This is a genomic window from Fundidesulfovibrio sp. (genome assembly GCF_058402725.1).
Window position 1 is genome coordinate 1 of sequence record NZ_JBZVFJ010000001.1, and the last position, 19,920, is coordinate 19,920.

The 19,920-nt window shown below is 68.1% G+C and carries 18 protein-coding genes; 5 read left to right on the top strand and 13 right to left on the bottom strand.

Annotated elements, in window-relative coordinates; genetic code table 11:
- From ACV4UX_RS00005 to ACV4UX_RS00035, 7 genes are all read right to left on the bottom strand, one after another.
- On the bottom strand, positions 1 to 898 hold an 898-nt coding region (locus tag ACV4UX_RS00005; protein WP_491591288.1), incomplete at its 3' end, for a mechanosensitive ion channel family protein.
- A 1,548-nt stretch (positions 899 to 2,446) separates the two neighbouring features.
- Complete coding sequence (locus tag ACV4UX_RS00010; protein WP_491591289.1) at positions 2,447 to 3,217, bottom strand: TSUP family transporter; 771 nt, start codon at positions 3,215 to 3,217, stop codon at positions 2,447 to 2,449.
- 23 nt (positions 3,218 to 3,240) lie between these two features.
- Positions 3,241 to 3,795: a hypothetical protein gene (locus ACV4UX_RS00015; protein WP_491591290.1), complete on the bottom strand. Its 555-nt coding sequence runs from the start codon at positions 3,793 to 3,795 to the stop codon at positions 3,241 to 3,243.
- Positions 3,796 to 3,984: 189 nt separating this feature from the next.
- Positions 3,985 to 4,746 carry a hypothetical protein gene (locus tag ACV4UX_RS00020; RefSeq protein ID WP_491591291.1) on the bottom strand — a complete coding sequence of 254 codons (762 nt, stop codon included), beginning with the start codon at positions 4,744 to 4,746 and terminating at the stop codon, positions 3,985 to 3,987.
- A gap of 199 nt (positions 4,747 to 4,945) precedes the next feature.
- Positions 4,946 to 5,938, bottom strand: a complete 993-nt coding sequence (locus ACV4UX_RS00025; protein WP_491591292.1) for a hypothetical protein — start codon at positions 5,936 to 5,938, stop codon at positions 4,946 to 4,948.
- A gap of 74 nt (positions 5,939 to 6,012) precedes the next feature.
- Positions 6,013 to 6,654, bottom strand: coding sequence for a DUF2491 family protein (locus ACV4UX_RS00030; protein ID WP_491591293.1), 642 nt, complete (start codon positions 6,652 to 6,654; stop codon positions 6,013 to 6,015).
- 116 nt (positions 6,655 to 6,770) lie between these two features.
- Positions 6,771 to 7,106 carry a cupin domain-containing protein gene (locus ACV4UX_RS00035; RefSeq protein WP_491591294.1) on the bottom strand — a complete coding sequence of 112 codons (336 nt, stop codon included), beginning with the start codon at positions 7,104 to 7,106 and terminating at the stop codon, positions 6,771 to 6,773.
- 272 nt (positions 7,107 to 7,378) lie between these two features.
- Between ACV4UX_RS00035 and ACV4UX_RS00040 the strand changes: the two genes are divergently transcribed.
- Positions 7,379 to 7,822: a flavodoxin gene (locus tag ACV4UX_RS00040; RefSeq protein ID WP_491591295.1), complete on the top strand. Its 444-nt coding sequence runs from the start codon at positions 7,379 to 7,381 to the stop codon at positions 7,820 to 7,822.
- Positions 7,823 to 8,106: 284 nt separating this feature from the next.
- Here the strand turns inward: ACV4UX_RS00040 and ACV4UX_RS00045 are convergent, their stop codons facing one another.
- The 6 genes from ACV4UX_RS00045 to ACV4UX_RS00070 all read right to left on the bottom strand — a co-directional run bounded on the left by ACV4UX_RS00045 (position 8,107) and on the right by ACV4UX_RS00070 (position 16,304).
- A complete protein-coding gene (locus ACV4UX_RS00045; protein WP_491591296.1) occupies positions 8,107 to 8,649 on the bottom strand; it encodes a hypothetical protein in 543 nt (180 codons plus the stop codon).
- Between the two features lie 117 nt (positions 8,650 to 8,766).
- Positions 8,767 to 9,978: an acetate kinase gene (locus ACV4UX_RS00050; protein ID WP_491591297.1), complete on the bottom strand. Its 1,212-nt coding sequence runs from the start codon at positions 9,976 to 9,978 to the stop codon at positions 8,767 to 8,769.
- 32 nt (positions 9,979 to 10,010) lie between these two features.
- Positions 10,011 to 12,104 carry a phosphate acetyltransferase gene (gene pta, locus ACV4UX_RS00055; protein WP_491591298.1) on the bottom strand — a complete coding sequence of 698 codons (2,094 nt, stop codon included), beginning with the start codon at positions 12,102 to 12,104 and terminating at the stop codon, positions 10,011 to 10,013.
- A gap of 511 nt (positions 12,105 to 12,615) precedes the next feature.
- Entirely contained in the window at positions 12,616 to 13,740 is a 1,125-nt protein-coding gene (locus ACV4UX_RS00060; protein WP_491591299.1) for a LeuA family protein, read from the bottom strand.
- Complete coding sequence (locus tag ACV4UX_RS00065) at positions 13,737 to 15,467, bottom strand: putative bifunctional diguanylate cyclase/phosphodiesterase (protein WP_491591300.1); 1,731 nt, start codon at positions 15,465 to 15,467, stop codon at positions 13,737 to 13,739. Before ACV4UX_RS00065 ends, ACV4UX_RS00060 begins: the two co-directional genes overlap by 4 nt.
- A gap of 36 nt (positions 15,468 to 15,503) precedes the next feature.
- The gene (locus ACV4UX_RS00070; protein WP_491591301.1) at positions 15,504 to 16,304 is read right to left on the bottom strand and encodes a sulfite exporter TauE/SafE family protein; all 801 of its coding nucleotides are present in this window, start codon (positions 16,302 to 16,304) and stop codon (positions 15,504 to 15,506) included.
- 331 nt (positions 16,305 to 16,635) lie between these two features.
- Here ACV4UX_RS00070 and nifH point away from each other — a divergent pair, with 331 nt between their 5' ends.
- From nifH to nifD, 4 genes are read left to right on the top strand one after another with little or no spacing between them, the layout of a single operon-like run.
- On the top strand, positions 16,636 to 17,460 hold the full coding sequence (gene nifH, locus ACV4UX_RS00075) for a nitrogenase iron protein (RefSeq protein WP_491591302.1): 825 nt from the start codon (positions 16,636 to 16,638) through the stop codon (positions 17,458 to 17,460).
- 39 nt (positions 17,461 to 17,499) lie between these two features.
- Positions 17,500 to 17,862 (top strand): P-II family nitrogen regulator, encoded by a 363-nt coding sequence (locus tag ACV4UX_RS00080; RefSeq protein ID WP_173081601.1) that lies wholly within the window; start codon positions 17,500 to 17,502, stop codon positions 17,860 to 17,862.
- Positions 17,859 to 18,233, top strand: coding sequence for a P-II family nitrogen regulator (locus ACV4UX_RS00085; protein WP_491591303.1), 375 nt, complete (start codon positions 17,859 to 17,861; stop codon positions 18,231 to 18,233). The genes ACV4UX_RS00080 and ACV4UX_RS00085 overlap by 4 nt, the downstream gene beginning before the upstream one ends.
- Positions 18,234 to 18,260: 27 nt before the next feature.
- Positions 18,261 to 19,913: a nitrogenase molybdenum-iron protein alpha chain gene (gene nifD, locus ACV4UX_RS00090; protein ID WP_491591304.1), complete on the top strand. Its 1,653-nt coding sequence runs from the start codon at positions 18,261 to 18,263 to the stop codon at positions 19,911 to 19,913.
- Positions 19,914 to 19,920 lie beyond the last annotated feature (7 nt).

The window sequence follows — 19,920 nt, forward strand, 5'->3', positions numbered from 1 at the left end:
CCTCGGGCGGCAGGTACACCGTCACGTTGCGGTGGGCGAACTCGATGCCGTTCTCCCGGAAGGCCTCCTGCACCCGGCGGTAGAGCTCCTTCTCCACCAGGAACTGGTGGCCCGGCACGGTCTTGAACTTGATGCGCAGGATCATGGCCGAGTCCTCCATCTTGCGCACGCCCATGGACTTGATGTCCGAGAGCATGCCCTTGCGGATTTCCTCGTCGGCCATGAGGGCCTTGTTGATGCGCTTGATCACCTTGCGGATCTTCTCGATGTCGGCGTCGTAGCGCACGCGGAAGTCCAGCTTGGAGACGATGTAGTCCCGGCTGAAGTTCTGGAGAATCTTCAGGCCGCCGTAGGGGATGGTGAACACCATGCCGCGCGGGTGGCGCAGCTTCATGGAGCGCAGTGAGATCTGCTCCACCGTGCCCTTGGCAGTGCCCGCATCCACATAGTCGCCCACGCGGAAGGCGTCGTCCACCAGGAAGAACACCCCGGAGATGATGTCCTTCACCAGGGTCTGCGCGCCGAAGCCGATGGCCAGGCCCACCACGCCCGCGCCCGCGATGAGCGGCCCGATGTCCACCCCCAGGGAGGAGAGCGCCACCAGCGCCCCCAGCACCACGATGACGCACAAGAGGAACTTGCGCAGCAAAAGCAGCAGCGTGGCGCTGCGCGACCCCCCTGCGCCGCCGCCCTCCTCCATCTCCTCGCCGGGCAGCACGGCCTCTTCGCTCAGGCGGCGGTCGATGCGGATGCGCACGATCTCCCAGAACACTAGCCCCCCCACCAGCACCAGCAGCACCGAGAGCACGTTGCGCGCCAGCAGCCAGCCCAGCGGCACGTCCACGCCCCACAGCCGCAACATGGCGAACACCGGGAACACCACCAGCGCCGCGCGCACGCATCGGCGGATGAGCGGCACGTAGTCCCGGAAGCCGCGCCCGCCCCCCGCAGGAGCCTTGCCGGAGGGGAGCCCCCCTGTGTCGGGGGGGGGCGTCCAGGCGGATCACCTCCCGGTCCTCCCCCGAGGCCAAGGCCAGCAGGCGGCGCACCCAGAGATCCGCGCCGATGCACGCGGGGATCAGAAAGAGGCTGGCAAGAAGGCTCACGATGGTGGCGTCGTCGGCCAGGGCAGCCAGGCTCCAGACCAGGCCCATCAGCAGGGCGTAGGCCGAGCCGGGCACGTGCCACCAGCGCGCGGCGAGCTGGCGCAGCGGGGCCTCCTCCTGCCGGGCCGGCGGCCCGGCGGCCAATGCCAGGGACACCTCGCGTCGGTTGCACAGGACCATGGCCGTGAGCAGGAGCCCCGTGACCATCCCCGCCGATGCGTAGACCAGGGCCGCCAGGGCCTGGGCGTTCAGGCCGTTGCGCAGCACGAAGCTCCCCAGGGCCAGGGAGAAGCAGACCGTGGCCACGGCCATGAACCATGCGTGGATGGTGCGGGCCTGGGCGTCGTCCAGGGGGATGGGGCGCAGCGGGGCGCTGTCCGGCGCGAGGAGCGTGAGCGACGCCGCGCGCCACAGGAGAAGCACGGTGCAGGTGGCCATGGCGGTGAAGGCCGCCACGTACTCCAGGCCCTGGGGTCGGGTGGCGAACACCAGGAGCGCCAGGGCAACGGCCGCGAAGACCAGGACAGCCGCCGCGTGGAGCGCCGCCCGGGCGGTCATGGCCCAAAGCCTGCCCAGCGCCAGGGGCTCCAGACGCCCCAGGAGGGGGCCTTCCAGGCGTCGCGTCCCGGTCCGTGCGGCCAGGAAGGCCGCCAGCCCCCCCAGCAGGACCAGGCACGCGGCGGACAGGGCGGACCGGAGCGCGCCCGCCCCGCCCGCCGCTTCAAGCAGGGCGTCGCGTTCCAGGCCCGCGGCCTCGGCCTCGGACAAGGCGCCCGCGAGCCCGGAAGCCTGGGATTCCAGCCCTCGCAGGATCTTTTCCGCCCGCTCGAAGGGGCCGCGCACGGCCTGCCCGCGCTCTTCGTCGTGGTCCCGCACGCGGGCGGCCGCCTCTGCGGCCAGACGCTCGCGGAGCACCTTGCGGGCCTGCTCGTCGCTGAGACCTGCCACGAAGGAGTCCACGTTGCCTGGCAAAAGCGCCGAGGCGTCGGGCAGGGCGGCCGCCTTGCCCTGGCCGGTCTGGCCAGGGAGCTTGGCCGCCTGGCCCTGCCCCGCGCAGAGGATCAGGAGCGCGGCCAGGAGAAGCGGGAAAAGAGCAAGGGAAGGGCGAACCGTCATGCTGCCTCCAGGACCGCCGTGGACGCAGGCGGATACGGTCAGGCTAGCAGCGATGGGAGCGCAATGACAAGCGCCCGCGCCCGCTTCTGTCGCGCCCGGTCCGCGCCCGGTCCGCGTCAGGAGCGCGGCCGCGCGTTCTGTCGAGGTGACGGCGACCGACTCCGGGGAGGCGTCCCACGTCCGGTCCCGGCGCGCTGTCCCGGTCTGCGCCCGGGGCGCGGGCGCTAGAGCAGCCCGCAGGCCAGGCCCAGGGCCACGGCGAGCATCATGGCGGCCACGGCCCGGCGAACGCCGTCGAGGGTGACCTTGCGCACGAGGCGCTTGCCCCAAAAAGCCCCCGCGAAGGCCGACAGGCAGGCCAGTGCCACCAGCCCCGCGTGGTCCGACACTTCGGGGCGTCCCAGGTGACCGGCGTAGACCGCCAGGCGGCTCAAGTCCACGGCGCAGGCCAGCACCACGCCCGTGGCGATGAAGGCCTCCTTGGAGAGTCCGGCCTTGAGCAGGTAGGCGCTGCGGAACGCCCCCTGATGCCCCGAGAGGCCGCCGAAGAAGCCCGAGAGAAGCCCGCCCGCCACCAGACCGCCCCGCGCGGGACCCTGCTTGATGGCCCCCCGCAACTCCGCCAGGGCGAAAAAGCCCATGAGTCCGGCCAGGAGGAGCTTCAGCGGAGTGACGGAGCGGACCGAGCCCAGGGCCTGGTAGGTGAACAGGGCCGGCACGCCCTCCAGCGCGCCCAGGAGCCAGGCCCCGGCCAGGGCCGCAAGCATGGCCGGGAGCCCGAAGACCAGGGCGGTGCGGATGTCCGCAGCGCGCCAGAAGAGCGAGAGCTTGAAGAGGTTGTTGGCCAGGTGCACCAGGGCGGTCTGGGCGATGGCCACGTCCACGGGGAAAAACAGGGCGAAGGCCGGAAAGAGGATCGTGCCCAGGCCGAAGCCGGAAAAAAGCGTGAGGCCCGAGGCCAGCAGGGCCGTCAGGCAGACGAGGAGGATTTCCAAGGGGATGCTCCGGCCGAAAGGGTTCAGCCGCCGGAGAGGCGGCGCAAATGCCTGCGGTAGATCACGTTCCCCTTGCCGTCGTCCAGGCTCAGGAGCAGGTCGCCCGGGAGGAAGCGCACGCCGCCGCGCTCGAATTCGCTGGTGATCAGGTTCACGCCCCAGATTTCGGGATGCTTCGGGTCGTCGTCGCGGCGGATAACCAGGAAGCCCTTGTCGAAGCCCCAGCGTACGGTCCTGGGCAGGATGCGCGCCAGTTCGTCCAGGGTGCGCGGGGTGTCGCGGGCGTCCTCGGAGGCCATGTGGGAGACAAAGACCCCGCCGGGGAGGAACGCGAAGGTCTGGTAGGGGAGGGTCCAGGGGTCCCGGGTGTTGGTGGCCTTGAGGGCGTCGGTCCAGGGGACCAGGGTCCAGTAGCCCCGCACCTCCTCGGGGGTGGCGAAGCGTCCGGGGGAGTCCTGCTGGGCGCGGACGGCCGCGGGCGCGAGGACGCCCGCGAGCAACAGACAAAAGACGAGCGCGAATTCCGGGCGGAAGCGAAGCGTCTTGCCCAAGTGCTTGTGGAACGGTGCGCGAGGCATGGCGACTCCCTGGGCTGCGGCCTCCGGACGGCCTGGGGTAAGGGGGAAGGCCGGGGGGGAGGGGGGCGGCCCGACGCCGCCCGGCGTGAAGCCGGGGGCCGAGGCTTCGGCGGCGGGCGGGTGTCCCTGCCTCGCCCCCGCGCGCCAGGGCGCGGCGGGGGGAGGCGGGGGAGGGCTTGCGACCCGGCGTTATTTCTTTTTCAGGGCCGCCAGTCTGTCGGAGAGGCTCTGCTGCGGCTTGGCCTCCACGCCCTGGGCCTCCTTGAGGGCCTGGGCCAGGTAGGGGTCTTCGGTTTTGGGCGGGGCCAGGAGCTGGGCCTTCTGGGCGTGGACCTCGGTGCGGGCCTCCATCTCCTGGGCCTTCTGGGTCATGGCGTCGAAGGCGGTGCCCAGGTTTCCGGCCTGCTGTTTGATGCCGGCCACCACCTTGGCGCGCTCCTCCTGCTCCTGGGCGCGGTCCATGCGCACCTTGGCGGCCTCCATGCGGCGCTTGGCCTCGGTGAGGCGTTCGCGAGCGGTCTTCAGGCGTTCGGAGGCGGACTTCACGGCCTCGGCCAGTTCGTCGTAGAAGGCCTTGGCTTCCACGGCCTCGCGCAGTTCGCGGTCGATCTCAGGGACCATCTTCTCCAGTTCGGCCAGAAGCCCCGCGAGGCTGGCCTCCACCTGGGCCTTCTCGCCCTCGGGGGCGGCCTCGGCCCGCGCCTGGAGACGCTCTGCCGCAGCCAGGCGCAGGTCGTAGTTCTTCTGGATCTCCCGGGCCTCCTGGTCCTCTCGCTCCCAGGACTTCTTGGCGTCCACCATCTGGCGGGTGAGTTTGGTGAGGGCGTCGTCGAGTTCGCCGATCTCGGCCTCGGAGGCCGTCTCGGGGTCGAACTCCACGAGCATCTTCACGAACCCGGACTGGGCGTCCTGGGCCTTGTTGACGAAAAAGTGCTTCAGGAAATTGAGCATGATCGTTCTCCTCGAATCGCTCGTTAGATCATCGCGTTCTGATGTCGAGCCCTTCGCCCTCGGCCGTGCCGACCGGGGCGCGGTCCATGCGGCGGGCGCCGCGCGGTCCGTCCGTCCGGCTCGAACGTGTCGGCCGGGCAGGTGATGACGCCGGCCCGCGCGCGCAGGGTCTTGCCGGCGCGCGTCGGGCGTGTTCGCCTCACGCGGCGGCGCGCCGTCTCCCGAAGAGCATCCAGGCCGCTCCGCCCGCCAGCGCCAGCGTGACGATGGGCCAGAACAGCGACCCGGCCGCGCTCTTGGGTTCCTCGATCTTGGGCTGGGCCAGGGCCACGTCGGGGTCCACGTCCTTGGGCATGGCCGTGGGGTCCACGGGCGTGCCGTCCTTTTTCATCTGGTCGAGCTTGGCGTTCATCTCGTCCAGCTGCTTCTTCAAATCCGCGTTGGATTCCGAGAGCTTGGCGGCCTCCTGCTTGAAGGCCTGCACGCCGGGGTCGGCCTGGTGGTTGTGGAAGAAGCCTGCCCCGGAAGTGAGGTTGGAGAGCATGAACCACATGAACATGGCGTCCCACATGCCGAAGCCGGAGAAGCTGTTGAAGGCGTACCCGGGAGCCGACCAGCCGCGTCCGGAATAGTAGTTGTCGCGGTAGCGGTTGTAGTCCTGGTAGGAGCCGAACGTGCGGTTCTGGTTCAGGATGGGCTTGTTGGTGGACACCTGCCCCGGGGCCACGGGGTTGCCAGGCTTGGTGTAGAGGCCCTGGTAGCCCTGGTAGGAGGTGGCGGCGGCCTGGCGCTTCACGGAGTCGGCCCCGGCGTTGGAGAAGGCCGAGCCTCCGGCCTGCTTGGACGCGCCGGAGGCCTGGGTCCCGGCGGCGTTGGACCAGCCGCCCGGGGGCGGGGTCGCGGCGGCCGGGGGCGTGGCGGCCGGAGCCGGAGCGGAGGACGGCGCGGGCGCGGCGGACTGCTGCGCGGGCGCGGGCTTGCTGGCGCTGGACCAGCCGGAGCTTCCCGAGGGGGCCGGGGCCGGGGACGAGGGCGGCGGCGTGGAGGGCCTGCTGGTGCTGGACCAGCCCGAAGAGCCGGAGCGGCTGCCGCCGCTGGAGAAGGAGCCGCTCTTCTTGGCCAGAGCCGCGCCGGCGGGGCCGAAAACGAGCGTCAGGGCCACCACGAGGGCCAGGATCGCGTGCGGTCGCATGGGGAGCACCTCTTGCAACGTTTCTTGAAGTGTCTTGATTCCTGCGGACACAAGGTTGTTCCGTGCGGAGCGTTCTAGAAGATCTTCAGGGCCTGGGGCGACATGACCACCCCGGACAAACAGCGCACGAGCGCCTGCCCGGGTTCCTCGTCCACCGAGAGGAGCATGTACTCCTGGGCGTCGGCCGAAAGTTCGCGGCTGTAGAGCATCATCTTGTGTGGCACCTCGATGGGCGCTTGCGCCGGATCGGTGAAGATGCGCTCCACGGCTTCCACGGGGGCCGCGTAGGCGCCCTGGCCCCAATCGCGGGAGTAGGAGCGTCCGTTGGGGGCGTTGAGGTCCGCTCCGCCGATCAGCCCGCCCTCGCCCAGCCAGAGGTCCCAGTCGGCCTCGGAGCCGGGAAAGATCTCCTCGAACACCTGGAAGCAGTTCACGTCCAGGAGCGTGCCCTCCTTGTCCTGCTGGAACTGGAAGAGGGCCTGTCGGCCGCCGGTCTTGACGTAGGCGCGGCTCACCCGGAGCCCGAAGAGCTCCATGCCCGAGACGGCCTCAACCACCATCTCGCCCTGGGGCAGGGGGAGGGTGAGGCCCAGGCCGTCGTAGCGCAGGATCTCGCCGGGCTCCATGGAGACGATGGCCCCCACGCGCAGGGGCGGGGGCAGCTGGGGGTAGCCCGGATCGTTTTGCGGGGCTTTCTTGCCGCTGTTCCAGAACATGGTGGCTCCTCTCGGGGGCAAAGATTTCCAATCTGTAATTATATGCGGGGGTGCGCCGGAAGGCAACGGCCTTGTAGCGACAATCTCATGAAATCATTGTCATGCTCTCGCGGGTGTCAAGAGGCGGGAGGCAGGGGGACGAAGTCATAGGGTCCCACGCCCTGCACCAGAAGCACGCGGCAGGGGCCCGGCCCCAGGCAGCGCACGCGGTGGGCGCGTCCTGCGGGCGCCTGGAGCCACTCGCCGCACCCGAGCACGCGGGTCTCGTCCGGCCCGCAAAAGGCGATCTCCACCGCGCCTTCCAGGCAGAAGGACGAATCCGTGACGTGCGTGTGGGTGTGCCAGGGGATCTCCTGGTCGCGCTCGAAGGTCATCAGCGTGGCGCGCACGTCCTTGCCCTGGGCGACGACGAACTTGTCCGCGATGGCGTAGGCTGGCTTGGGTTCGGGCATGGGGGCTCCTTGGTTGATGCAATCCATACCCCGGAGCGCGGATCGCGGCAAGGGCCGGACCTTCCTGGCGAGCCCCTCGTGCGGAAGGCCGGCGCTGCCGGTGCGGGCGCGGCCGGGCGTCGAGGCGGCGCGCCTGTGCGGGACGCGGCGCGCGGCTGCTGGTCTTGTGGCCTTGGCCACGGGAGTCTTTGACAATGAAAATCACTCTCAATTATTCCCTCTCCATCCGGGCCGCCCCGGCGGCCCCACACAGATGACGCAAGGAGACGCGCATGGCGAAGGCACTGATCGTCTACGGTTCCACCACGGGCAACACCGAGTCCGTGGCGGACTACGTGGCCAAGGCCCTGCAGGACGGTGGGGCGAGCGTGGAGGTGCGCGACGCGGCCTCCGTGACCCCGCAAGGGCTGGCCGAGGGTTTCGACCTGGTGCTGTTCGGCTGCTCCACCTGGGGCGACGAGGACCTGGAGCTCCAGGAGGACTTCCAGGAACTCTACGAGCGCCTGGAGGAGGCAGGGCTGTCCGGGCGCAAGGTGGCCGTGTTCGGTTGCGGCGATTCGAGCTACAAATGGTTCTGCGGGGCCGTGGACGCCATCGAGGAGCGCGCGGGCCAGCTGGGCGCGGCCGTGGTGGCCCCGGGGCTCAAGGTGGACGGCGAGCCGGACCAGGCGGACGCCATGGCCTGGGCCAGGGACGTGTTGCGCGCCGCGGCCTAGCAGCCCGTTGAAAAAGTAGATTCCTGCGGCCTGCTCCGATTCCGAGTGAAGGGCCGGACGCGCGTTTGCGCAAGCCGTGGCGTCCGGTCCCGCGCACGGCAGCGGGAAAAGGTTCCCGCCGTGCGCGACGCATGCGGCCGCCCGGGCGGGAGGAAACCCGGGCGGCCGATTCGCGTTCTAGTGTTGCGTCCTCAAAATCAGTTCCTACGGATTTTCAGGACAAACAGCCAAAACCATTTATTCAAATTTTGAAAAACATTTTCATGTTTTTCAAAATCGCGACACTAGGCGGCCGGCCCGGCGATGGGGGCGCGGGCGTGGGTGAAGCGGTAGACCTCGCCTTCCTGGAGGAAGGGTGTCTCCACGAACTGGGTCATCTTGGGGGTCTTGTAGCGCAGGCGCGCGAAGCCGCCGCAGAGGGTGGTGAGGGCCACGGTCTTGCGCTGCCAGGGGTTGAAGAAGACGCGCCCCAGGCTTTTCCCGCTGGCCAGGTCTTCCAGCTCCACGGCGCGGGGGAAGGAGCTGTGGTTCTCCAGCTCCACGTTGATGGAGACGCCCGCGAAGAACTGGGCGTAGTCCATGAGCTTGCCGTAGCGGAACTTGTAGTTCTCGCGCACGGTTTCGATCCTGGAGGCGAGATCCTCCACGTCCTCGGGCGGGAGCTGGTTGAAGGCGTTGGCCAGGTGGGCGCGCAGCTGTTCGGACTCCGACATGTTCATCCTCCTCAAGTATGCGAGTCGCAGTTGTTCGTCCCAGACGGGAGCGTCCTGGGCGTCTATCCCCGAGGCGGCCAGGGCCGCGCTGGTGATCAAGGGAAGCAAGGCCATGCGGCACATCCGGAGCAGGGGGCGGGGCGCGCGGGGGCGTCCCTGCCCGTTAGAAAGAAGAAGGAGCGGTCTAAGACCGCTCCTTGGTAGAAGCACGAACGGTCGATCTTGTAAAGCCTACTTGCCGTTCACCAGGGAGTAGGTCTGCGTGGCGATCTCCAGTTCCTCGTTGGTGGGGATGATGTAGACGGCCACGGGCGAGTCGTCGGTGCTGATCTTGGTGATCTGGCCGCGCTTGAAGCCGAAGTTGCGCTCCTTGTCGATCTTCACGCCGATGCCGCCCAGGGTTTCGCAGGCGTGCTGGCGCACGTCGGGGTCGTTCTCGCCGATGCCGGCGGTGAACACCACGGCGTCGCAGCCGTCCAGGGCGGCCAGGTAGGCCCCGATGTAGTGGGTGACGCGGTAGCAGAACATCTTCAGGGCCAGTTCGGCTTTCTTGTCGCCGTTGTCGCGGGCGGCGTGGATGTCGCGCATGTCGTTGAGGCCGCAGATGCCCTTGAGGCCGCTCTGCTTGTTGAGCAGCGAGTCCACCTGCTGGATGGTCAGGCCCTTGTTCTCGGCCAGGAAGGGGTGGAGCGAGGGGTCCACGTCGCCGGAGCGGGTGCCCATCATCAGGCCCATGAGGGGGGTGAGGCCCATGGAGGTGTCCACGCACTTGCCGTTCTTCACGGCGGCCATGGAGCAGCCGTTGCCCAGGTGCACGGTGACGCAGCTGGTCTCCCCGAAGGGCTTGCCGAGCACCTGGGAGAGCTTCTTGGCCACGTAGCCGTGCGACGTGCCGTGGAAGCCGTAGCGGCGGATGCCCAGCTCCTCGTAGAGCTCGAAGGGGATGGGGAAGAGGTAGGCGTAGTCCGGGATGGTGCCGTGGAAGGCGGTGTCGAACACGGCCACCTGGGTGACGCCGGGGAAGAGCTTGGTGGAGGCCTCGATGCCCATGAGCCCGGCGGGGTTGTGCAGGGGGGCCAGCTTGCAGAACTTCCTGATGGTCTCCACCACTTCGGGGTCGATGACGGTGGGCTGCTGGAAGGTCTCGCCGCCGTGCACCACGCGGTGTCCGATGGCTCCGATCTCGGAGGCCTTGGCCACCGGGGCCTCGCCGCCGGTGATCAGCCCCGCGCAGCGGCCCAGGGCGGCGGTGTGGTCGGCGAAGGGCTCTTCCACCGTGAGCACCTTCTGCCCGGGCGCGCCGGGGAAGGCCTTGTGGGTGATCTTGCCCATGGCTTCGCCGATGCGCTCGGCCAGGCCGGAGCAGAGCACGGCGTGGGTGTCCATGTCGATGAGCTGGTATTTGAGCGACGAGCTGCCGCAGTTGAGCACGAGAACGTTCATGGGTCGAAGGCTCCTTGAATGGGGCTTGGGACTTAGTGTTGCGCCTGGATGGCGGTGATGGCCACGGTGTTCACGATGTCTTCCACGGTGCAGCCGCGGGAGAGGTCGTTGACGGGCTTGTTCAGGCCCTGGAGGACGGGGCCGATGGCCACGGCCTGGGCGGCGCGCTGCACGGCCTTGTAGGTGTTGTTGCCGGTGTTGAGGTCGGGGAAGATGAACACGGTGGCCTTGCCCGCCACCTGGGAGCCGGGCAGCTTGAGGGCGGCCACCTCGGGGTCGATGGCGGCGTCGTACTGGAGGGGGCCTTCGAGCATGAACTCGGGGGCCAGCTCCTTGGCGATCTTGGTGGCCTCGCGCACCTTGTCCACCTCCGCGCCGGTGCCGGACGCGCCCGTGGAGTAGGAGAGCATGGCGATGCGCGGCTCCACGCCGAACGCCCGGGCCGTGTGGGCCGACTGGATGGCGATTTCAGCCAGCTGCTGGGCGTTGGGGGTGGGGTTCACGGCGCAGTCGCCGAAGACGAGCACGCGGTCGGAGAGGCACATGAGGAACACGGAGCTCACGATGGACATGCCCGGCTTGGTCTTGATGATCTGCAGGGCCGGGCGGATGGTCTCCTGTGTGGTGGTGATGGAGCCCGAGACCATGCCGTGGGCCTGGCCCTTCTGGACCATCATGGTGCCGAAGTAGGTGGGGGAGAGCATCTGGTCGCGGGCCATCTCCTCGGTGACGCCCTTGGACTTGCGCATCTCGTAGTAGGAGGTCCAGTAGTCTTCGTAGAATTCGCTCTTGGCGGGCTCGATGAGCTGCGCGGCGGAGAGGTCCAGGCCCAGCTGGGAGATGAGCGGCTCCACCTCGGCGGGCTTGCCCAGGATGGTCAGGTCGGCCACGCCCCGGCGCAGGAGGATGTCGGCGGCGCGCAGGACGCGGGCCGAGGTGCCTTCGGGCAGGACGATGCGCTGCTTGTCGCTCTTGGCCTTGTCGATGAGGCTGTACTCGAACATCTTGGGCGTCATCTTGGAGGAGCGCTTGGCCTCCAGGCGTGCGCGGAAGTCGTCGCTCTTCACGTGGGCCTCGAAGGTGCCCAGGGCGGTGGCGATCTTCTTCTGGTCGTCGGATTCGATGCGGCCGTAGAGGTCCATGAGGATGCGCGCCACCTTGTAGGTGTGGCCCTCGGCCAGGAGCACGGGCAGGGGGACGCCGGTCCAGCCCTCGATGAGCTTCTTGATGTTCTGGTGGGGGTCCAGCCCGCCGGTGAGCACGATGCCGGCCACGTCGGGATAGCTGGTGGAGAGGCGCGAGGCGTAGCAGCCCAGCACCACGTCGGCGCGGTCGCCGGGGGTGATGACCAGGGCGCCCTTCTTCACGTAATCCAGGAAGTTGCCCACCTGCATGGCGGCCACGATGTAGTCGTCGATGGGGGTGTCGAGCTGGTTGTCGCCGTAGAGCACCTGCGCGCCCAGCCACTTGGCCACGTCGCCCACGGTGGGCTTGCCCAGGGTGGCGTCTTCGGGGATGGCGTAGGTCAGGCAGTCCTGCCCGCCGATGTACTTGCAGGTGATGCCTTCCACGACCTTCTGCTCGATGCCCGGGTCCACGCGGTTGACGATGGTGGCGAAGATGTCCAGGCCTTTCTCCGCGAAGGTGTCGATGGCGATCTGGGTGGAGGGCACCAGAGTGTCGGCGGGCTTGTCGTGGCCGTTGGCCACCAGGATCACGGGGATGCCCAGGTTGGCCGCGATTTCCGCGTTGATGTCGTACTCGAAGGCGGAGTCGGAGCCGAGGAAGTCGGTGCCTTCGCAGAGCACGAAGTCGAAGCGCGCCTCCAGCTCCTTGAACTTGGCCACGATGTTCTCCAGGAGCACGGTGTGCTTGCCCTGGTTGATCATGTCGCGGGCCTGGTCGAGGGTGTAGGCGTAGGTCTCCTCGTAGCGCATGTTCAGGTAGAACTGCGAGAGGATCAGGTTGATGTCGTGGTCCTTCTTGCCCTGGGCGGAGCCGGAGATGATGGGGCGAAAGAACGCCACGCGCTGGAAGTCCTTGAGCAGAAGCTGCATCACGCCCAGGCAGATGGCCGATTTGCCGCTGCGGGCTTCGGTGGCGATGATGTAGAGGTTTTTAGCCATGCGAGTCTCCTCGGGTGTGGGGGTGTAGGAGGGGTGCGACGGGTAGTGAAGGGTGCCGCCGTCTGGGCGAGGGAGCCTGGGAGGCGGCCCGAGGGAGGCCGCGAGAAACGTCACCGAACGGACCGAAGCAGGGGGCGCTAAGGTCCGGGGAGGTCGTGGCAAGGAGGGCAGGGCCGCGGGGCATTGGGCCGCGCGGCCGGAGTTCTCGGATCATGGCGTTCCGTGGATGGGGTTCTCGGCCGGACGCGCGCGTGGCGCGCCGCGCCGGACCCAGGACGCCATCAAGAATCGCGCCAGATTCAACGTTTTTAGGAAAATCCACGATTTCATGGTGTTGCATGCGTTCCCGTCCCGGAGCGCGACACGGTTTTCCAGACACGTCCTCCGCGCGGGCGAACGCGCCCCGCGAAGCCGATGAGGGAGGAGCAGGCAAGGCAGGCCGGGTTCTGGCAGGAACCCCAGTGAATGCCTAGCAAGCGCCGGGGGGCCGGTCAATGGGAGGGGCGTTTTTTCAGACAGTCCGGGAAATCGGACGGGGGTGGGGGGCCAGGATCGCCCTGGCCTCCTCGTCCGCAAGCGGCCTGCCCAGGCGGCGCGAGGCCTCGCGCACGGCCTCGGTGAGGGCGTCCAGGTTGCGTCCGTCCGGGTCCTGCCCCAGCTCGCGCAGCCGGGCGGCCACGGCGGCGCGCCCGCTCTTTCCGCCCAGGGCGACCCGCCGGGAAAGGCCCAGGCGGGAGGGGTCGTAGGGCTCGAAGAGGGCGGGGTCCTTGGCGAGGCCGTGCACGTGGAGGCCGGTCTCGCAGGCGAACTGCCCGGCCCCGGCCACGGGCTTGCGCGCCTCGACGGGCACGCCCGAGGCCTCGGACACGGCGCGGCACAGCCCGGGAATCTCCTCCACGCGGTAGGCCGCGCCCAGGTTCAGGGCCGTGTAGGCCGCCAGCTCCTCCAGGCGGGCCAGGCCCGCGCGCTCGCCCAGGCCCAGCACCGAGGCGTCCGCGAAGTCCGCCCCTGCCAGGAGCCCGGCCAGGGCGTTGGCCGTGGCCATGCCGAAGTCGTTGTGGCAGTGCACGCCCAGGGGCGCGCCCAGTGCGCCCTTGATCCGCTCCACCAGCCGGGCCACGCTCAGGGGATGCCACAGGCCCACGGTGTCGGAGAGGCGCACGCGTCCGGCCCCGGCCGAGAGGGCGGCGCGGCCCAGGCGCTCCAGGTCGGCCGGATCGGCGCGGGAGGCGTCCTCCAGGCCCACGGACACGGCCCTGGCACCGGCCTTCAGGGCCAGTTCCACGTGGCGGGCCAGGTGGGCCTCGCCCTGCTCCAGGGTCATGTCCAGGCGTCCGGCCAGGTGGAAGCGGGAGGCGGGCATGCCCAGGTGCACCCAGTGCGCGCCCAGTGCGGCCCCGGCGGCGAGCGCGTCGGCGCGGCAGGCGCACCAGACGCTCACGGCGGGGCCGCTCGGAAGGCCCAGGGCGTAGGCGGCGAGGGGGGACACGGAGGGGTCGCGCAGGGGGCTCGGCAGCTCCACCTCGTCCACGCCCAGGCGGGCCAGGCGCGTCAGGATGTCCCGGCGGGCCTGCTCCGGGAAATAGACCCCGAAGCTCTGCTCGCCCTCGCGCAGGGTGGAGTCCACGAGCCTCATTTCAGATGGTCCTTGAAGTCGTAGTAGCCGCCCCGGGCCATGAGCAGGGCGAATTCGGCGGCGGGCAGGGGCCTGGCGAAGAGGTAGCCCTGGGAGCTGCGGCAGCAGTTGAGCTGGCGCAAAAACTCCAGCTGTGCGGCGGTTTCCACGCCCTCGGCCACCACCTCCATGTTCAGGTTGGCGGCGATGGACACGATGGAGGTGACGATGGCCGCGTCGTCGCGGTCGTCGGGGAGGCCGTCCACGAAGGATTTGTCGATCTTCAGGGTCTTGATGGGCAGCTTCTTCAGGTAGGCCAGGGAGGAGTAGCCCGTGCCGAAGTCGTCCAGGGCCACGCCCACGCCCGCGTCGGAGAGGGCGGCGAGCGCCTGGGAGACCATCGGGAAATCCTTGAGGAAGACGCTCTCGGTCACCTCCACCTCCAGCTGTTCCGGGGGCAGGCCGGTGCGCTCCAGCAGGGCGAGCACGCGTCCGGTGAGCCCCGGCTGCTCCAGCTGCCTGGGGGAGAGGTTCACCGACACCTTGAGAGCGCCCAGGCCCTCCGCGTTCCAGAGGGCGGTCTGGCGACAGGCCTCTTCGAGCACCCATTCGCCCAGGGAGAGGATGAGCCCGGTCTCCTCGGCAAGGGGGATGAAGTCGGCCGGGGAGACGAGCCTGCCGTCGGGCTGGCTCCAGCGCACCAGGGCCTCCATGCCCGAGATCCGGCCCGTGAGCATGTCCACGCGCGGCTGGTAGTGGAGTACGAAATCCTTGCGGGCCAGGGCCTTGCGCAGGTCGTTCTCCAGGCGCAGCGCGCCCATGACGCGCTCGCCCAGGTCCTCTGTGAAGAAGGCGAAGTTGTTCCTGCCCGCCTCCTTGGCGCGGTACATGGCCAGCTCGGCGTTGCGCACCAGCTGGGAGGGGTCGTGCCCGTCGGCGGGGGAGATGGTGATGCCCACGCTGGCCGAGACGTAGATTTCCTCGCCGCGCACGGTCATGGGGTCGCTCAGGCAGGCCAGGGAGCGTCCGGCCACGTGGGCTGCGTCTTCGGGGTCGCGCAGGGCGTCCAGGAGCAGGTAGAAGGAGTCGCCGCCGAAGCGCGAGAGGGTGTCGGCCTGGCGCATGAGCGGGGCCAGGCGCTGGGCCACCTCGGAGAGGATGATGTCCCCCGTGACGTGGCCCAGGCTGTCGTTGACGGTCTTGAAGCGGTCCAGGTCCAGGCAGACCACGCCCACGTGGCGGCCCAGGCCCTGGTTCTGGCGCAGGGCCTGGCCCAGGCGGTCCAGGAAGAGGTGGCGGTTGGGCAGGCCGGTGAGGGCGTCGTGGTAGGCCTCGTGCAGGAGCATGTCGCGCTGGCGCTTGAGGTCGGTGAGGTCGTGGAACACGGCCAGGTAGCGCACGAGGTTGCCCGAGTCGTCGGGCAGGGCGGTGATGCGCAGCCACTCGGGGTAGGCCTCGCCGGACTTGCGGCGGTTCCAGATCTCGCCTTCCCAGCGGCCGTTCTCGGCGAGGCTTCGCCACATGTCGCGGTAGAAGGCGTCGTCGTGGCGGTCGCTCTTGAGCACGCGCGGCGTCTGGCCCAGCACCTCCCCGGGCTCGAAGCCGGTGATGGCGGTGAAGGCCTTGTTCACCCATTCGATGCGCCCGTCGGGGCCCGTGACGGTCACTCCTTCGAGGGAGTTGTCCATCAGGGCCTCGAGCAGGCGGCGCGTTTCGTCGCGCGAGAGTGCGGGGGAGGATGTGTCCATGCGTGAGTCCATCCCGGGTCCGCAGGGGCCGCGATTCTACAGGATCTGGAAGAGCATGCGCGTGGCCATGATCACCAGGAAGCCGGCGAAAATCTTCTTGAGCATGGGCACGGGGAGCTTGTGGGCGATGCGCGCGCCCGTGGGGGCCGTGAGCATGCTGCACACAACCAGGCCGATCAGGGCGGGCAGGTAGACGAAGCCCAGGGAGGCCTCGGGGAGCCCCGCCTTGCCCATGCCGCCGAAAATGTAACCCACGGCCCCGGCCACGGCGATGGGGAAGCCGATGGCCGCTCCGGTGCCCACGGCCTGGTGCATGGGCACGTTGCAGAAGGTCATGAAGGGCACGGTGAGCGTGCCGCCGCCGATGCCCACCAGGGCGGAGATGACGCCGATGAAGCCGCCCACGCCGGTCATGGGGCCGATGCCCGGGATCTCGCGGCTGGGCTTGGGCTTGAAGTTCAAGAACATCTGCAGCGAGACGTAGTAGAGGAAGAACACGAAAAAGCCCTTGAGAAAGCCCGAGGAGAGCCAGGCCGCCAGCTTGGACCCGGCCAGCGTGCCCAGCACGATGCCGGGGGTGATGAGCTTCACGATGTTCCAGCGCACCGCGCCGTGGGCGTGGTGCGCGCGCATGCTGGAGATGGAGGTGAACATGATGGAGGCCAGCGACGTGCCCAGGGCCATCTGCATGAGGTATTCGGGGGCGATGCCCTGCCAGGCGAAGAGCACCGAGAGGATGGGCACGATGACGATGCCGCCGCCCACGCCCAGAAGTCCGGCCAGGATGCCGGCGGCCGCGCCGGCCGCAGCGTAGAGCAGGTAGTAGACGATCTCCATGGGAACGACTCCTTCTCAGAAGGCGCGGCGATGCGCGCCGGAACTCCGCCCGGGCGGGCGGGCCGAAGGCCGCGACGTAGCGCCTTTTGGCCCGGTTGTCGACACGCTCAGGAACGGCTCGCGAACAAATGTGACAAAAATGAAGACAATTTTGTCGCAGATCATGACAAGGCCTGTAATCCGCTGAATTCCGCCGCTGTTCGCACGAGTCCGCCAGGCCGCGCCAGTCCTTGATATTTGCCAATTTTGCCAAATATCGCCCGACTTGGCACGGGCCTTGCCCTAGCCCTCATGCCAACGCGCAAAACCCATCCCCTTTTGGAGGCATGTCATGAGAAAGATCGCCATCTACGGCAAGGGCGGCATCGGAAAGTCCACCACCACGCAGAACACCGTGGCGGGTCTGGCCACCCTGGGCAAGAAGGTCATGGTCGTGGGTTGCGACCCCAAGGCCGACTCCACCCGCCTGCTCCTGGGCGGACTCCAGCAGAAGACCGTGCTCGACACCCTGCGCGAGGAAGGCGAGGACGTCGAACTCGAAGACATCCTGAAGCCCGGCTTCAAGGGCACCATGTGCACCGAGTCCGGCGGCCCCGAGCCCGGCGTGGGCTGCGCCGGACGCGGCATCATCACCTCCATCAACCTGCTCGAACAGCTGGGCGCCTACAAGGAAGACAAGAACCTCGACTACGTCTTCTACGACGTGTTGGGCGACGTGGTCTGCGGCGGCTTCGCCATGCCCATCCGCGAAGGCAAGGCCCAGGAGATCTACATCGTCGTCTCCGGCGAAATGATGGCCATGTACGCCGCCAACAACATCTGCAAGGGCATCGTGAAGTTCGCCGAGAGCGGCGGCGTGCGCCTGGGCGGCCTGATCTGCAACTCCCGCAAGGTGGACCACGAAGAAGACCTGATCAACGCCCTGGCCGAACGCCTGGGCACCCAGATGATCCACTTCGTGCCCCGCGAAAACCAGGTGCAGCGCGCCGAGCTCAACCGCAAGACCGTCATCGACTTCTCGCCCGAGCACCCCCAGGCCGACGAATACCTGGCCCTTGCCTCCAAGATCCAGGACAACCAGAAGTTCGTCATCCCCAATCCGCTGCCCATCGACGAGCTGGAGGCCCTGCTCGTGAAGTACGGCATCGCCAACTAGGCCCGCGCGAAACACACCCTCAAGGCAGGAGAATCCAGCATGTCCCTCATCATGATCCGTTCCATCGTCCGCCCGGAGAAGGCCGACGACGTCATGGCCGCCCTCATGGAGTCCGGCTTCCCGGCCGCCACCAAGCTGGCCGTGGCCGGGCGCGGCAAGCAGCGCGGCATCAAGATCGGCGAAGTCACCTACGACGAGATCCCCAAGGTCCAGATCATGACCGTGGTCTCCGAGAAGGACAAGGAATACGTGGTCAAGACCATCGTGGACGCCGCGCGCACCGGCGGCAAGGGCAACTTCGGCGACGGCAAGATCTTCGTCTCCCCCGTGGACGAGATGGTCACCATCTCCTCCGGCGTCAAGGAGACCGACGTTTCGAGCATCGGGGAGGCCAGGTCATGAAGGAAGTCATCGCGGTGGTTCGCATGAACAAGATGAACCAGACCAAGAAGGCGCTCACCGATGCGGGCATCGCGGCCTTCTTCGCCCACGAGGCCTGGGGCCGGGGCAAGGGCCTGGTGAACGCCGAGGTGGCCGCCGCGGCCGCCGCCGGCAACCAGGAGGCCGCCGAGATCCTGGGCTCCAAGGGCAAGCTCTTCGCCAAGAGGATGGTCACCGTGGTGGTGCCCGACGAGAAGGTCCCCGCCGTGGTGGAGGCCATCGCGGCCGCCAACAAGACCGGCAAGCCCGGGGACGGCAAGATCTTCGTGCTGCCCCTCTCCGACTCCATCCGCGTGCGCACCGGCGAGACCGGCGCCTGCGCCATCGAATAACCGGCCTCGCGCCCAAGAGGATACGTTATGGACGCCCCATTGAAGGACCCCTTGACCATCCCGGACATCGATCCGGAAGAGGCCAGGAAGGAGCTTCTCGCCAAGTACCCCCCGAAGGTCGGCCGCAAGCGCTCCCAGCAGATCTACATCAAGGAAACCGACGGCGCCGAGGACCGCGAAATCCTCGCCAACGTCCGCACGGTTCCCGGCATCATCACCATGCGCGGCTGCACCTACGCCGGCTGCAAGGGCGTCATCCTTGGCCCCACGCGCGACATCATCAACATCACCCACGGCCCCATCGGCTGCGCCTTCTACTCCTGGCTGACGCGCCGCAACCAGACCGACGCCTCCGCACCCGGCGCGGAGAACTACATCCCCTACGCCTTCTCCTCCGACATGCAGGACGAGGACATCATCTTCGGCGGCGAGAAGAAGCTCAAGAAGGCCATCCAGGAAGCCTACGACCTCTTCAAGCCCAAGGCCATCGCCATCTTCTCCACCTGCCCCGTGGGCCTGATCGGCGACGACGTGCACGCCGTGGCCCGCGAGATGAAGGCCAAGCTCGGCATCAACATCTTCGGCTTCTCCTGCGAGGGGTACAAGGGCGTCTCCCAGTCGGCCGGTCACCACATCGCCAACAACAAGATCTTCTCCGAAGTGGTCGGCACCTCCGACACCCCCGTTCGCAAGGGCAAGTTCATGATCAACATGCTCGGCGAATACAACATCGGCGGCGACGCCTTCGAGATCGAACGCATCCTGGAGAAGTGCGGCATCACCCTCAACGCCACCTTCTCCGGCAACTCCACCTACAACGACTTCGCCTCCTGCCAGCTCTCGGACCTCAACTGCGTCATGTGCCACCGCTCCATCAACTACGTGGCCGACATGATGGAGACCAAGTACGGCATCCCCTGGATCAAGGTGAACTTCATCGGCGCCAACGCCTCGGCCAAGAGCCTGCGCCGCATCGCCGCCCACTTCGGCGACCCGGAGCTGATCAAGCGCGTCGAAGAGGTGATCGCCGAGGAAATGCCCGACGTGGAGGCCGCCCTGGCCGACATCAAGCCCCGCACCACCGGCAAGACCGCCATGCTCTTCGTGGGCGGATCGCGCGCGCACCACTACCAGGAGCTCTTCCGCGAACTGGGCATGACCACCCTGGCCGCCGGCTACGAGTTCGCCCACCGCGACGACTACGAAGGCCGCCACGTGATCCCCACCATCAAGGTGGACGCCGACTCGCGCAACATCGAGGAACTCGAGGTGGAGGCCGATCCCGAGAACTACAACCCCCGCCTGTCCGAAGCCGAAATGAAGGCCCGCGAAAAAGACGGCTGGAAGTTCAAGGAATACGAGGGCCTCATCCCCGACATGCCCAAGAAGGCCCTGATCATCGACGACCTCAACCAGTACGAGGCCGACAAGCTCATCGAGATGTACAAGCCCGACATCTTCTGCGCCGGCATCAAGGAAAAGTACTCCGTGCAGAAGATGGGCGTGCCCCTCAAGCAGCTGCACTCCTACGACTACGGCGGCCCCTACGCCGGGTTCAAGGGCGCGATCAACTACTACAAAGATATCGACAGGATGGTGAATTCCAAGGTCTGGTCGAAGGTGAAGGCCCCCTGGCGCGCCTCCGAACCCGAACTCACCGCCTGCTTCGTGGCCGGCTAGGAGGATA